The organism is Paenibacillus sp. FSL H8-0104 (genome assembly GCF_038050215.1).
Taxonomy (GTDB): domain Bacteria; phylum Bacillota; class Bacilli; order Paenibacillales; family Paenibacillaceae; genus Paenibacillus; species Paenibacillus amylolyticus.
Window position 1 is genome coordinate 5,039,313 of the sequence record NZ_JBBOTC010000001.1, and the last position, 14,009, is coordinate 5,053,321.

Genomic DNA, 14,009 nt, shown 5'->3' on the forward strand with positions numbered 1-14,009 from the left:
AGTTTCACGTTTGATAAACGTGGTCTCTACTTCTTGTAGACGTGAGGGGATTTTGGCATTTGGTGCGGGAGTAGACATTCATTGGGTGATTTAAGATTGCGGCTGAATGGTGCCAAGTTACAGCAAAAAGCCTGCTCGGGGAGCAGGCTTCAGGTCTGAACTTTTTATACAGACTTGCGCCAGTTGGAACGATACATCAGATACAGGAAGTACGGCGTTCCGATGATCGCAATGAGTATGCCTGATGGAATCTCTGTCGGTGCCATGACGGTTCTGCCGATTGTATCGGCGAGCACCAGCATGACTGCACCCGCTAATGCGGATAGGAACATCGAACGTCTTAACTTATTCCCCGTCAGTAACCGAACCATATGTGGTGCAATCAGGCCGATAAAACCAACGGTTCCTACACAAGCAACCGCACCTGCTGCAAGTAATACACCAACTGTCATGGCTAATAAACGTGTACGACGTACTCCGAGACCAAGCCCGGATGCACTATTGTCGTCAAATACCAGCAGTTCGAATCTGCGCGCCAGCCACCAAGCCACCGGTACCAAAATAACTAAAAATAATCCGATAACCCTCACCTGTTCCCAGGTACGAGCATAGGTGCTTCCTGTCAGCCAGATATATCCGCTGCTACCGTATACCGCACCACGGACAATCAGAATCTGAATACCTGCTCCAGCAATGGCAGACATTGCGATCCCTAGCAACACAACCGCCGAAGGGTTCAGTCCTTTCTTCCAGGCGAGGGAGAACACCACCACTGCAGCAATGGCTGCACCAATGATTGCCGCAATTGGCAGCAAGTATATCGGAAGACCCGGCCATAAGATGATGACCATCATCGCTCCAAGCCCTGCACCTGAGGACACACCAACAATTGAAGCATCTGCCAGCGGGTTACGTACAGCCATCTGAATGAGCACACCGCTAATTGCCAGTGCAGCTCCTGCACCTGCGGCAACAAGTGTACGCGGAATCCGAAGCTGAATCAGCGCGGAGAACAGTCCATCCGATTGGAACAGACTTGGTAACCAATCGGCCAGGGGAATTCGCATACCGCCAAACATCGTACTGAGCAAGATAAGCACGACCGTTATGACTGAGAATAATACAGCCATCGGGCCAAATGCAAAGCGACGCGCAGCTCCTCCTGTGCTCATTGAAGTTGACATGCCTGATCCGTTTGCAGCCTTCATGCGTGTAAGAACAAGCCAGATGAGCCACGGTGCACCAATGATCGCCATAACAGCACCCGTTGGCAGTTCCATGCTGGAGTTATGCACCATCTTGGCGAGGACATCTGCTCCAACCAGGAGCGCTGCGCCCCATATGAACACACCGGGTAAAAGTAATCGATTAGAACGTACACCACTCAATCGAACCAGATGTGGTGCGACCAGTCCCACGAAGCCAATCGGCCCAATTACACTTACAATCACAGCGGCCAGCAATACAGCAAGAATTAACCCTACTGCACGAGCCAATGTAACCTTTTGTCCCAAGGAAGAGGCTGTTGATTCATCCAACTCCAGCATATCCCACTGTCTGGACAGGATTAACGCGAGAAGGGTAATACCAACCACCCAAGGCAAAGCATAAAACACACCACTCCAGTCATTCTGGACAAGTGTTCCGGAGCCCCAAAGGAACAACCCTTGTGTCTCCATGGAGAAAAAAATATGTAATGCACTCGTAAATGAACCAAGCACCATCGATACAATCATACCGGACAACGCAAGTCGAACCGGGCTTGATGTTCGTCCGCCGCCCATGAAATAAGCCGCAAATGCTGCCAGCAAACCACCTAGTGCTGCGAAAAGAAAAGGCGACTGACTTAACACGCCTGGAAAAGCGATAGCTCCCAGCACCACCACAAAGTACGCTCCTGCATTAATGCCCAGCGTATCTGAAGCAGCCAATGGATTACGAGTAATCGTTTGCAGCAAAGCGCCCGCAACAGCCAGTGCGCCACCCGCAAGAATACCGATCACTGTACGCGGCATGCGCAAGTCCCAAACCATATTGTGCTCTAATGAATCCTGTCTACCTGTAAGAGCGTCCCAAACGACATGCAAAGGAATGGAAGCTTCTCCATAACACAGACTTACAAAAAAAAGCACGATGAGAGCGGTTAGACCGCCCCCATATATGCTTATTGTGCGCCAATTCATAGCTGGCTTAGATCCTTGAACCGAACTCATTTGGTAATCGCCTCGACTACCCCATCAACCAATACTTTGGAGGAGATCGGTCCACCAAATGTCCATGTTGTACTATCGAGTTGATATGTGCGTTTTTCCTTCACAAAGTTCAGTCCGTTCCATACCGAGTTATCTTTCATGGCTGTGCCAAAGACGTCATCGTCTGGTTGTGTAATATAAATGAAGTTACTGTCCTTTACATCGGTTAAGGATTCAATACCTACTGTAGAGAAGCCATAGTTCTCAACTTTATCCGGCTTCCATTCGTTAACCAGTCCGATTTTGTCCAAAGTACCAATCACAACCGAGTTATCGGTAAACATACGCAGGCTGACTGCATTTTGATATGTGAACGCTTGTGTCAGTGCAAAGTTGAAGTTTTCTTTCCCCGCAGCAGCCAGTTTTTCTTTGGCTTCTACATAGTGCTGATCGAGATTACTCAGAACTTCTTTTGCTTTGTCTTCTTTACCGAGAGCTGTTGCAATGTTATTAAATATCTCTGTCATCTTGTCATAATCATAGCCGTCACCATCATACGGATCATATTCAATAGTTGGGGCAATCGCGTTAAGCTGATCGTAGACCGCTGTGTTATTATCTGCATTAGCAATGATGAGATCTGGCTTCAATGCAGCAATAGCTTCCAGATTTGGTTCACTGCGTGTTCCGATATCCGTTACACTGTCATCCAGTGCTGCTTCGGATGTTACCCACACTTTATAGTTAGCGTTATCTGCGTTACCTACTGGTTGAACACCCAGGGCAACAACATCTTCCGTATATGTCCATTCAAGCGTAACAACACGTTCTGCTGGCTTGTCCAGCTTAAGCTCTCCACGTTTATGCTTCACGGTAACAGGACCTGCTGTCTCTTCAGCCGGAGCACTACCCGAGTCACTACCTTGACTTGTATCAGTTGTAGTCGTGGTTTTACCACAACCCGCCAAAACCAGCACAAAGGCCAGCATAATCAACAGTCCATTCAACCCTTTTTTCATATCTCTTTTCTCCCCTGTTAATATGTATTTATATGATAACAATTATCATTATCACTATTGGATTATGCCGTAGGAATGGATTTTTGTCAATGGAAAGTACCTTATTCCCATTCTTTTATCAAATAAAAAAGGAAAGGATAGCTCAAATGCCATCCTTCCCTTCTATTGATTGCTCTTAACTCAACTGCATCGTAGTGATGCATGTATTATCATTTTCGTATGTAGACAATTGCGTTTCTGCAACCTTTCCATCTCCAACAATACGAATCAGATAGGTTCTGTCTCTAGGCACCCAAAAATCCATAAATCCGTTCGCACCAGACTTAATCACTGCATCTTTCATAAAAGTGTTGCCTTGAGAATCGTGAATGGTAACGCTGAATTCCTTATTGCTCATTTCCCCCTGACAACCGGTCAAGCTATGAATTGCACAGGGATGGGTCTGGTCCACATAGGGTGCAATGGAAAGGAAAAATTCGTTCTCAGGCAAATCATATGTAATGGTTTTTTCATCTTGATCGGTGACGATTAACTGTTTAGCATTGATGGAGGCAGATTCCGGTGTCTCTTTTCCTGTGCTGATATCTTCCACCAATTTTCGGATGTTGGGCGCATTGGCTGTACCCGCCTCATCCTTGCCCGTATTGCTTGCAAACAGATAGGTTCCGATTACAATCACAACTGCAACACTTGCAATGATCCACATTTGTTTCTTCATTTGGAGTCCATCTCCTCGTCCGTTTTCATTAAGTATAATAGAGAATAAACTATGATGGACTTAAACATAGAGAAATTCACCAGATATTCACATATATGGTTGGTTCATTTCGGGATATGCATATATGTATGATATCTGGTCGATAAGTCTTACAGTTCATTGCGTGAGCGACAATTAATATGCCATAATCCGGTCTGCCATTTCCTCGGCTTGAAGTACCGCAGACAACGGGTCGGATAGAAAATATCTATTCCAGTCAAGGCTAATAATCCGGCAGTGATCTGTCTCGATGGACTTCTGCCATGGTTTGCCTGAAGCTTGATCAAGTCCGTGTCTTGGACCATTATCCAACACCAACAGGTAGTCCTCCAGGTACCCACCTACCGCACTCCGCGCAATATCCAGGTATTCCAGGCCCGGCTCCAATAGTTCCTGGCGAACCTTGCCTGCTGGCTTCAAGTTCAGTAACCCGTAGGCTGCCTTACCTCCACGAGTTCCCGTATTTCCCACAAGGGTAATATGTTCTCCCCAGTTCGGATCAATGACGGTAGATGTCTTCTCTGCGGAGACCTTGCCCGGGATCGTTTGCTGCAAAGTATGTACTCTCCGCCCGTATTCCTTAATCCATGTTTCGGCTTCTGTCTGGCGATTCAGAATACGTCCCATCTCTCGAATCTCCTCCGCGACAGAGCCGTAACCAGTCTCTCCATAGACCACCGTAGGTGCAATTCTGGCATAGGAAGCGTAGGCAGCAGGATTCCAGGTGATAATCAAATCGGGCTCCAGTTCAAGCACTTTTTCGAGCGAGATAAAATTATGATTGCCGATATCCTGTACTTGATCATAGATATAAGGCTCCAGCATTTGGTTACTTTCAATGAGTGAATGCGGCGCTCCAAGAGGCGTCACTCCCAATGCCAGTACTTCTCCCAAATTCCAGTCGACGACAACACGGCTAGGCTTGTTAGGTATCGTAATCTCGCCCATGCTTGTGGCAAGCATCCGAGTTCTGGCTCTTGGTACCGCGGGCGCTGGGGGTTTCCTCACTTGGACTCCTTTCAAATCTACAATCTCCTGTTCTGGCCAGGTCTGGTCGGCTTCAAGTATGGGTACCGTTCGTTCGCTCCATCCCGAATAATGACTTTCCAGAACGGCAAGTGGTTGGAATGTTTGCAGGGCTACATCTGGAGCACTGCACTCTCGACGCTTTCTGTAAAACTCAGGAGATACACCATAATGTTTCTTGAAATAACGACTTAGCGTGTAGCCGTTCTCATAGCCTACTCTCTCCGCGATTTCCTGTAAGGTCCCATTCGTGCTCACCAGTAGTTTTAATGCCTGTTCCATCCGAATCTGTGACAGCACACGGCTGGGACTCGTATTTAATTGAAGCTGAAACAATTGATTTAGATACCTTGGACTACAATTCAGCATTTCAGCTACCTGTTCTATCTTGAGTGGTTCCCCGAAGTGACGTTTCATATAATGCACCGCTTGATCTACCCGATCCAGCTTAGCATCGTTAAACTTCTGCTCCTGCATTTGTTTCAGCATCTCGGCGAGCCATTGGTAGAACAGCGCCTTGGTTTGAATCCGGCCTGCTGACTGTAGTTCATTCCATTGTCTGTATATCAACTGCATGATTTCAATTAATGGCAATGGACACGCTGGTTCAAAACCAAAACTTACTTGCAAAGACTCCGACCCAGTATATGTTTGGGATCTTTCAGTATTTGGCTTCTCTGACTCTGGTGACGAATAAGACAACATATGTATTTCCATCGGCTTCTTAGCCAGACAATCCAGGCGCGTTCCTTTGGAGGCGTGCAGAATATATGTCCCTTTAATGTGATGCATCGCCTGACCAAGCCAGATCTTCCCCTTGCCATTCGTAATTAGTAAAAAAGCATTCGAGGGAAGCGTCCACGTATTAGGATCTTCACTGATGTTAACGGTCATAATCCGAATATCCAGTAATCGGATTGTTATATGCTCCCATAATGCCCCGTATTCTTCTATGTTCATCGTCATGGACCTTTCTTTGTGTTTCCTCGTTACCACATCCAAAGCTTCGCCTCATCATATATGATAATCATTCTCAGTTCAACCTGTCGATTGAGTTCTGAAATGGTTATGCTTCCGCTTCCGAATTGGTTATTGTGCAATCGTTAGATTGTCTCTAGAGTTATATTAAATGAAAATCATTATCAATTAGAAAGAGGGTTCGTCATGTTGTTTAAGAAAGCTTGGTATCGTATCACCCTGCCTGTTTTGCTGATCATGGCCGTATTCATTAGTGGTTGTACCCAGAAAGAGACCGTGAAACCTGGGGCGACAGAAACAGGAAACACCGCACCGCAAACAAGAACACTCTCCACGATGATGGGAGACGTTACAGTCCCCCTCAACCCGGAGCGGGTTGTCGTTGATTGGAATATAGGACATGTTCTGGCTGTCGGCGTAACACCAGTTGGTGTGCCGAGTAGCCTGCTGGATTATGGAGTATTCCTGCGTGACAAACTTGTGGATAGCGCGGATTTGGGTAACCACAGTGAGGTTTCACTTGAGAAAATGGTAGAGCTGGAACCGGATCTGATTATCACATGGGACCAGGAGAAATTTCAGACCTATTCCAAAATCGCTCCGACTGTCGTATTCGTACCCGATCAGTATGCTTCCATGGAAGCAGAAGTGACAGCCATGGGCGAGATTCTGAACCACGAAGCAGAAGCTATAACTTGGAACGAATCATTTAAACAACGGATCGCAGCATCTCAGGCCAAAATTAAAGGTGTCATTCCGGATGGTGCCACCTTCACCGTTGCCGATTTTAACTTTTTGAAGAACCCAGCCATTATCGGCAACAGCGCCAATCGTGGTGGAAGAGCAGCCTATGAATTGCTTGGACTAACTCCGGCACCCAAGGTAAAATCAGATCTTCTGGACCAAGGCAAAGAAAACCTGGAAGCTAGCGCGGAGGTCTTTGGAGAGTATGTAGGTGATTACCTACTGATGATGGTTACAGAAGGCACGAAAGATCACTCCCTGTTGCCTACCGTCTGGGACAATCTGCCTGCGGTGCAGAACGACCATATCTACAAACTGGATATTCATAAATATTTCACTGCTGATCCCTATACCTCCATTCTACAAGCCGAAGAGATCGCAGATCGACTCGCAAGTGGACAGACTGAGCTGAATTAGCGCGAGTTTTCAATTCTAGTGAGGCCCGAAACCGAACCTGAACGTGTTCAGCGTAGGCAAGCGCACTGAATCCTGAATGTGTGAGAACGTGCCCTTCAAGTGCGAGCAAGGATTGAGACGTCGTAAAAGCAGATTTTCTCCCTTACAATGAAAAGCTTCGCTTTGGGCGGAATTCATGGTCGTCCTCTAGGCTCGCCGCCGGTTAGATCAAAACATGGAACGAGCGCTAACGAATCTGAGGCGTCTTATTCAACGGTTTGAAGCGCCTACAGAAATCTAAGGAACTTGAGACACTCTATATCCGATTAACAAGCCGTTTTCAGTGTTTTTATAAGGGAATTTTGGTAGATAACGTGTCTGATGTTCCTTACAATTTAAAAAGAGGAGCTGAAGGCCAAATAAGATGTCCTGAGTTCCTCAGAAAATCATCTATCCATTCGCCAAGATCGGCAGTCTGGGGTTCAAGACTCTTTATCCAGCTCAAAAAAGATTACACAAACAGCGCCCACCAGAACGATTCAGGTGGCGCTGTTTTATTTGGTTTGAATATGTCGCTATTTTCAATCAGGATACGTCGATATATTTTATCTAGTTACACAATTAAGTGTTCATACTTTCGAATCTGGGATCTTAGAATTTGAGCAACTCTCCCAAGAACTTGATCATGCTGTTCAATGAATTGAATAACTGAAGATCGATCAAATCGAAGATTTGTTTCCAGCGCACGTGCTTGTTTTGAAAAATCACTGCTAAATGGCTTCGCCTTAATCTTGCGCAGTGCAATACTTGTTGGCATGCTTAGCGGATAGTCTGTTGTATCTGACAAAAGGCTTAGACCATGATCAAAAAGTGGACAGAGTCTATATCCATCAGGACCATGTATAAAAGCGATATTATTCAAATGTCGGTCTTCATTTAGCAGAATAGCGTCCAGTGGTAACATGATTGAGAAGTATTCTAGCGTATCTAATTTCAATACATCCTTGAGAAAATCAACAACTAAAAGCACGGAATCTCGTGTGCTCTGTCCTTGCTGTAAATCATCAAATTTTACACCATAACTCTCCAAAATGCGATGCAAAGTAATGATACTCTCTCCCGGCTGCAGAAAATCTTCAGAATAGCACCCCGGATATTCAACGTTTTCCTCAATCAGAACACACTGTGTATAAGGAACTATAAGTCCTGATGGAATGTTGGATCGACTAATTAGCTCGAAAGCTACCCACTCCGCCAGTCCCTCATAACCAAATTTATTAGCTTTTCCCCACTTATTCTCAATTTTCCATTTTAATTGGTCTCCCTTGCTGCTACTGACAAAAGTCTTACGAGAATCCTTGCTCACCTGCAAAACGGGGATGGACATCAGCACAAGACAACTCCTCATTAGAAAATCGAATCCAGACATAATCATCATATAACACACCATGGGTTTGTTTTACGATCTCCGAAGCTACATAATCATTCAGACCCAATGATTGCAAAATTTTATCAGCATGGTGTCTGGTGCGAGGGAAGCATCTAGATTCGAAGTAATCCAGTACATCTCCTACGGTTACCTTGGACTTGCTTGGAAAAGGGAGAAAAACAGGAGATACACTTTTATCTTGCCATACATCAACCGTTTGTTTGCTATAATCCAATTTCACTTTGGCAATCACCTGATCATGCTCCAAGACCTCAAACTCAAGAGGAGAAGATATAAACTTATTCATTTTTTTCATCTGCTACCTCCATCAATTTTTAGTGAACAAATTTTGATGTTATTCGACAATATTATACCATTTCTTAGAACAGATTATATTTCATCTGTCTAAATTCTCAGATATAAAAAATAACCGTGATTCCCAAAAGGGATCACGGTTATTTTTTAGTTTTCTAATTATCAATATATAATTTCAAATCAGTTTTCAGACGTAAGATTGCGTTTGAATATTGTTCTATTCTTTCCTGCAATCTTATGCGTTCATGCTCATTACCAGTAAAACTTATTCTTTTAAAAATATCTTTTGCGTTTTTTATATCCTGAACATAAGTATTAATTTTACTTTTCCCTCGATATCTCATACTATCCCCATCGATCTCAAGAAGTGCGTCAGATAACTTCTTATCAGGATCTACTAAAAAACTTTTTAATTGTTCAGCGTTGGCTTTGTGGATAAATGAGTCCGCTTTAAGATCCAATATTCCAACTAATCCCCGCTCAATTTTGGACAACATTGTTGTCCTCACTGTATCCAATTTGTGATCTTCTACTATTTCAGGCTTTAATCTATTTAAATTGTTCAACCATTGTATTAAACAAGCTAGTGCGGAGATTGATATTTTATTATTGTTTAAACTTTGTTCGATTTCAGAATGTGGATAATAGCTAAATACCTTTACTCTTGCTGATACAAAAGCAACACTTTTGTTCATTTTGCGTGCGAGCTCACTAAACGAACACTTTTCCCAATAAATCCACATATCATAAGTGTGCTTAGCCCATTCATATACACTCCAATCTGATTTACCACCTTGGACTGATCCTAATCTTTCTTGTTCTTCTTCCATACTTTGTGGCTGCTCGACTAGATACACTGGAATTGTTCTTTGCATTAACTTTTTTGCTGCATGCCATCTTCGATGACCTGATAGAATTACATACTTATGATCTCTTTCATAGCATGTTATCGGAACCTCCCATCCTTTTTCTTTAATTACTCGTTGTAATTCATCAGTTTTAATTGTGTTATCCATTCGTGGATTCAACGGATTTGGTATAACATCCTTTATATCTGCCATTATCAAATTGGAATAGTTACTCAAGTCGATCTCCCTCCTTGTAATTCAAGGCTCTTACTCTTTAACATTTCCATTAAATCATTTAATTCGTCTATTAATATTTGTGCTTCTTTACGATCCTTACATTCGATTTTTTGAACAGTTGCTATCGAGTCGTCCATTGTTTTATAAATTCCGTTGTAATTATCATCTTTTCCCGAACGTTTGATCGTCATCTCAATCTCTGATTGTTTCAACGTTTTGGTAGTGTCCGACAGAAACGATATAATCTCTTTTTCACTAGCATTACACACGAAATTTCTATCATTCATAATGTTGCTATTAAAACATTTGTTTTCGTATTTTTTCAACATTTGATTTCTTATAAAATCCTCATCTAGCGATTTCACCAAGTTAGGATGAAATTCACACAATCGCTTAATCCAGGTAATGATGTAGTCAAGCATAGAAATCGAATACATGCCATTTTTCAGTTTATCTTCGATTTCAACACGTAAATAATATTTGTAAACGCGGATTTTAGAAGCAATTTTCGTTTTAGGTACTCCTATTTTTTTTGAAAACTCTTTATAAGCAATACCACCGCTGAATATCCAACGATCGTGTATGTTTTTCGCTATTTCATATGGTGTCCATTCCACTTGCGTACTTTGTAATGAGCCTAAACGATCTTTTTCCTCAGCAGATGTAATAGGAGCCTCCACTACAAATACAGGCATCTTGTCATGCCCTAATTGTTTTGCTGCATACCATCTACGGTGTCCAGACAATAAAATGTAGTACTCTCCTTTCTTATAACACGTTACTGGCTCTTCCCAACCTTTTGTTTCTATTATTTGTTGTAATTGATTTGTGTCGACGGCTAGATCTCTTCTGGGGTTACTGGGATTAGCAAAAATATATTCAATTGGCACCCATTTAAAATTATCATCACTTTTCTGCTGTGGTTGACCATTTAGATTGAGTGCTGAAATTTGCAATAGTAACGCCTCATTTCTATTAATAATTTTTTGGTAATCGAAATCGCATTTTCTTAATATTTCATCAATATTCATTCTTAATTGAGCTGCGGAGATCGTAAAATATTCTATTATATTCTCTCTGCTGTAGCCTTCTATTAGCTTGTCAGCAACTTTCTGTTCTATTGTAGAAAAGCTTCCTACACTTTCGATTTTAAATATTTGATCCTGATTTTCTTCGACCGCAATCACATCTATAAGCTGTCTTTCATCTTGGTTTTCTTGCTTTGAATTAATTGAGTCATATAAGTATAATTGACGCCTAATTACATAAAAATGCAAAGCTTGAACGGCCATATTGTGGGAGCATCCGAGTTCTTGGGAAATAACATCTGGTGACATTCCTAGTAGATTTCGACTCATTATTTTAAGGATTATGCTATTTATTTTTTGGCTAGGTCGTACAATATTGTAGTGTTGTATTGTAAACTCTATCATTCTTCCCTTTACAAATTTATAAGCATAACGCCAGAAAAACTCTTTTCCTTTTTTAAAATTGAATTTCGAATACGCCTCTATAAGTCCTAAATAGCCTTGTTGTGTGAGATCGTCCAATAGCCAATTGTCGTATAACATTCTAGAGTAGAAAAATCTTCTTGCTGTTCTTTTTACGTTTTTAGCATGCTGATCTATGACTTCTTCTATTGTTATCTCTGTGGATTGAGGCTGAATCAAATGCAAGTCCCCCTCTCCGATATCATCATTTCTATGATTATAATTTAATAGTTGAGGGAAATCTTTCATTCGTCAAAGGTTCTAACTAATCAACAGTAACGTGGTTTTTATGACAAAATATCTTATCTAGGTTCTCATAGAAATAATTTAATTCTTGATTGATAATCACCCTATAGCTCTTTCATTATGAGAAACACACGATTTTCTCACAAAAAAGCCCGATGCGTGTTTGAGAGAGATCTCGACACAAATCGGGCTTCTTGCTAGGACATGTTATCTTTTATGCATATGCAGTTTTACGTATTGGAGAGAGCTTTGTTTTTTTCATAAAACCGGGCATTGTGAGAGGATACACCCGCCATATCGGAAGCAGCAGGTTCCAGATACCGCTTGGCACTGTTCACCGCAAGCACGGCATCGTTGAAGGCACCGGCGATTAGCCGGACCTTGCTGCCATAGGTGATAAAATCCCCTGCTCCAAATACGCCGGGAATACTGGTACGCATCCGTTCATCCACCGATATGCCGTAATCCTCGCGCGCGAGTCCCCACTGTACGAGATTGCCGAAGTCCCGGTCATAGCCATGGCTTACAACAACTTCATCCACTTCGATCTGTTTGATCTCTCCAGACTCTGCATGAGCAAGATCCACACGATCAATAAGCGCTCCTGTGCCATACAACCGAGAGATGCTATAGGGTGTCATCACCTCGGCAAAGGTCCTCATTTGCGCAACCTGTGACTCATGTGCATTAAATTCATGGCGTCGATGAACCACAATAACTTCCCTCGCCAGATCGACCATTTCGTTCGCCCAATCAATCGCGGAATCGCCGCCACCCGAGATCAGAACACGCTTCCCGGCAAATCGGGACAGATCGGTTATCGTATAGTGCAGATTGGTCAGCTCATACCGATTGGCACCTTCGATATCCAGCTTTTGCACCTGAGTCATGCCTCTGCCCGCACATAACAGGATGGTACGTGTGTAATGACGCTCCCCTGTTTTGGAAATGAGTATAAATACACCATCCTCACGTCGTTCAAGCTCAGCAATTTCCTGCCCAAACACAATCGTTGGATCGAACGTTCTCGCCTGTCTCTCCAGCGATTCAATCAGCTTCTCACAGCGAATCGGATCAATCCCGCCCACATCCCAGATCAGCTTCTCCGGGTACGTACGCATGAATCCACCCAGTTCCTGTTTGGCTTCGATGATCTTGGTACGCATGGCTCTCATGCCACTATAAAAGGAGGCATACATGCCAGCTGGCCCACCACCAATAATAGTAATATCGTAGATATCCAATTGTGTCTCCGTTGTCATTTAAGGCACCAACTTTTCAACAACATAGTCCATCAATTTTACAGATCCAATCGGACCCACACCCGATACGAATTGGCTTGTCTTCAACGGGAAGACATGATCATTTTTCACAGCCTCCAGATTCGACCACACTTGGCTTGCTTTCAGATCTTCCATAGATTTCTTCGTGTCATAACCTACGAGGGTTCTGTCTTCCAGGAAAATATAATCCGGATTCATCTCAGGCAAGAATTCCAGGGAGAACTGGCTAAACCAATCTGTAGAGTCTTTGATCGCTTCAGGACTATTCAGACCCAGGATATCATAGAAGAAAACACTGCTGCTTCCTCCTTTGGGACCCATGAAACGGTAACGATTGTGCTCTACCCGGAGAACCAATACGGTCTTGTCTCCCAGGGCTGCCGCAATTTTCTCTTTCGCTTGTGAGGCTTTCTCATCAAATTCAGCCAGTACTTTGGCAGATTCTTCGGTCTTATCGAATATGGCAGCCAGCTTTGGCATAGCACGTTTCATTTCACTGTTAGCATCCAGTGCCACCGTAGGAGCGATTTTGGACAATTCATCATATACACCCTGTTCCATACCTTCGCCAGCTGCAAGGATCATATCCGGTGACAACGCAAGCAACTGCTCATAATTATATTGATATTGCTCAACTTCAATGATCTGGACTCCATGTTCTTTCAAATAATCAGGGCGGTATTCCGCTTCAACCTCGGGAGTTAACAAAACGATTTGGGGTGTAACACCCATTTCAATCAGATACTCGGCATAGATCGAATCAAACACAACCAGGTTTTGAGGATGAGTTGGAATCGTTACTTCTCCAAACTGATCCTTCACCACCTTAGTCCCACTTTCAGTCGCTGTTTCTTTTGCAGTACTCGCTACTCCTTCAGTTGGAGCACCTGCTGTTCCAGCTGTAGCATTCTCTTCCTTGGTTCCACCGGAACATGCCGCCAGCATTACACTAATCACCAACAGCATGATGCCCAACCCTTTAAATCTTCGTGACATGATATACTTCGCCCCTTATGTATATTGATAATGATAATTATTATCAAATAGTA

General features: G+C 43.3%; 11 protein-coding genes. 1 reads left to right on the forward strand and 10 read right to left on the reverse strand.

What is annotated here, in order from left to right; genetic code table 11:
• Positions 1 to 164 precede the first annotated feature (164 nt).
• The 4 genes from NST38_RS22295 to NST38_RS22310 form a co-directional block, all read right to left on the reverse strand.
• Complete coding sequence (locus NST38_RS22295) at positions 165 to 2,213, reverse strand: iron ABC transporter permease (protein WP_076252758.1); 2,049 nt, start codon at positions 2,211 to 2,213, stop codon at positions 165 to 167.
• Entirely contained in the window at positions 2,210 to 3,211 is a 1,002-nt protein-coding gene (locus NST38_RS22300) for an ABC transporter substrate-binding protein (RefSeq protein WP_076252759.1), read from the reverse strand. The genes NST38_RS22295 and NST38_RS22300 overlap by 4 nt, the downstream gene beginning before the upstream one ends.
• Positions 3,212 to 3,386: 175 nt before the next feature.
• A complete protein-coding gene (locus NST38_RS22305; RefSeq protein WP_076252760.1) occupies positions 3,387 to 3,929 on the reverse strand; it encodes a CueP family metal-binding protein in 543 nt (180 codons plus the stop codon).
• Between the two features lie 174 nt (positions 3,930 to 4,103).
• Positions 4,104 to 5,954: an AraC family transcriptional regulator gene (locus NST38_RS22310; RefSeq protein ID WP_341344066.1), complete on the reverse strand. Its 1,851-nt coding sequence runs from the start codon at positions 5,952 to 5,954 to the stop codon at positions 4,104 to 4,106.
• 204 nt (positions 5,955 to 6,158) lie between these two features.
• Here NST38_RS22310 and NST38_RS22315 point away from each other — a divergent pair, with 204 nt between their 5' ends.
• Positions 6,159 to 7,133: an ABC transporter substrate-binding protein gene (locus tag NST38_RS22315; RefSeq protein ID WP_341344067.1), complete on the forward strand. Its 975-nt coding sequence runs from the start codon at positions 6,159 to 6,161 to the stop codon at positions 7,131 to 7,133.
• A 592-nt stretch (positions 7,134 to 7,725) separates the two neighbouring features.
• On the opposite strand, the gene NST38_RS22320 is transcribed toward NST38_RS22315, so the two are convergent.
• From NST38_RS22320 to NST38_RS22345, 6 genes are all read right to left on the reverse strand, one after another.
• On the reverse strand, positions 7,726 to 8,505 hold the full coding sequence (locus NST38_RS22320; protein ID WP_143781269.1) for a hypothetical protein: 780 nt from the start codon (positions 8,503 to 8,505) through the stop codon (positions 7,726 to 7,728).
• Positions 8,459 to 8,857, reverse strand: a complete 399-nt coding sequence (locus NST38_RS22325) for a hypothetical protein (protein WP_076252764.1) — start codon at positions 8,855 to 8,857, stop codon at positions 8,459 to 8,461. Before NST38_RS22325 ends, NST38_RS22320 begins: the two co-directional genes overlap by 47 nt.
• A gap of 154 nt (positions 8,858 to 9,011) precedes the next feature.
• Positions 9,012 to 9,941, reverse strand: a complete 930-nt coding sequence (locus tag NST38_RS22330) for a ParB/RepB/Spo0J family partition protein (RefSeq protein WP_076252765.1) — start codon at positions 9,939 to 9,941, stop codon at positions 9,012 to 9,014.
• Positions 9,938 to 11,611: a ParB N-terminal domain-containing protein gene (locus NST38_RS22335; RefSeq protein ID WP_076252766.1), complete on the reverse strand. Its 1,674-nt coding sequence runs from the start codon at positions 11,609 to 11,611 to the stop codon at positions 9,938 to 9,940. Before NST38_RS22335 ends, NST38_RS22330 begins: the two co-directional genes overlap by 4 nt.
• Before the next feature lie 296 nt (positions 11,612 to 11,907).
• The gene (locus tag NST38_RS22340) at positions 11,908 to 12,939 is read right to left on the reverse strand and encodes an NAD(P)/FAD-dependent oxidoreductase (protein ID WP_076252767.1); all 1,032 of its coding nucleotides are present in this window, start codon (positions 12,937 to 12,939) and stop codon (positions 11,908 to 11,910) included.
• Entirely contained in the window at positions 12,940 to 13,956 is a 1,017-nt protein-coding gene (locus NST38_RS22345; RefSeq protein WP_076252768.1) for an ABC transporter substrate-binding protein, read from the reverse strand.
• Positions 13,957 to 14,009: the final 53 nt, after the last annotated feature.

What these genes read in the sequence shown, in the direction of transcription:
- NST38_RS22295 (WP_076252758.1), bottom strand. Translation starts at nt 2,213, where the DNA reads ATGAGTTCGGTTCAAGGATCTAAGCCAGCTATGAATTGGCGCACAATA.
- NST38_RS22300 (WP_076252759.1), bottom strand. Translation starts at nt 3,211, where the DNA reads ATGAAAAAAGGGTTGAATGGACTGTTGATTATGCTGGCCTTTGTGCTG.
- NST38_RS22305 (WP_076252760.1), bottom strand. Translation starts at nt 3,929, where the DNA reads ATGAAGAAACAAATGTGGATCATTGCAAGTGTTGCAGTTGTGATTGTA.
- NST38_RS22310 (WP_341344066.1), bottom strand. Translation starts at nt 5,954, where the DNA reads ATGAACATAGAAGAATACGGGGCATTATGGGAGCATATAACAATCCGA.
- NST38_RS22315 (WP_341344067.1), top strand. Translation starts at nt 6,159, where the DNA reads ATGTTGTTTAAGAAAGCTTGGTATCGTATCACCCTGCCTGTTTTGCTG.
- NST38_RS22325 (WP_076252764.1), bottom strand. Translation starts at nt 8,857, where the DNA reads ATGAAAAAAATGAATAAGTTTATATCTTCTCCTCTTGAGTTTGAGGTC.
- NST38_RS22340 (WP_076252767.1), bottom strand. Translation starts at nt 12,939, where the DNA reads ATGACAACGGAGACACAATTGGATATCTACGATATTACTATTATTGGT.
- NST38_RS22345 (WP_076252768.1), bottom strand. Translation starts at nt 13,956, where the DNA reads ATGTCACGAAGATTTAAAGGGTTGGGCATCATGCTGTTGGTGATTAGT.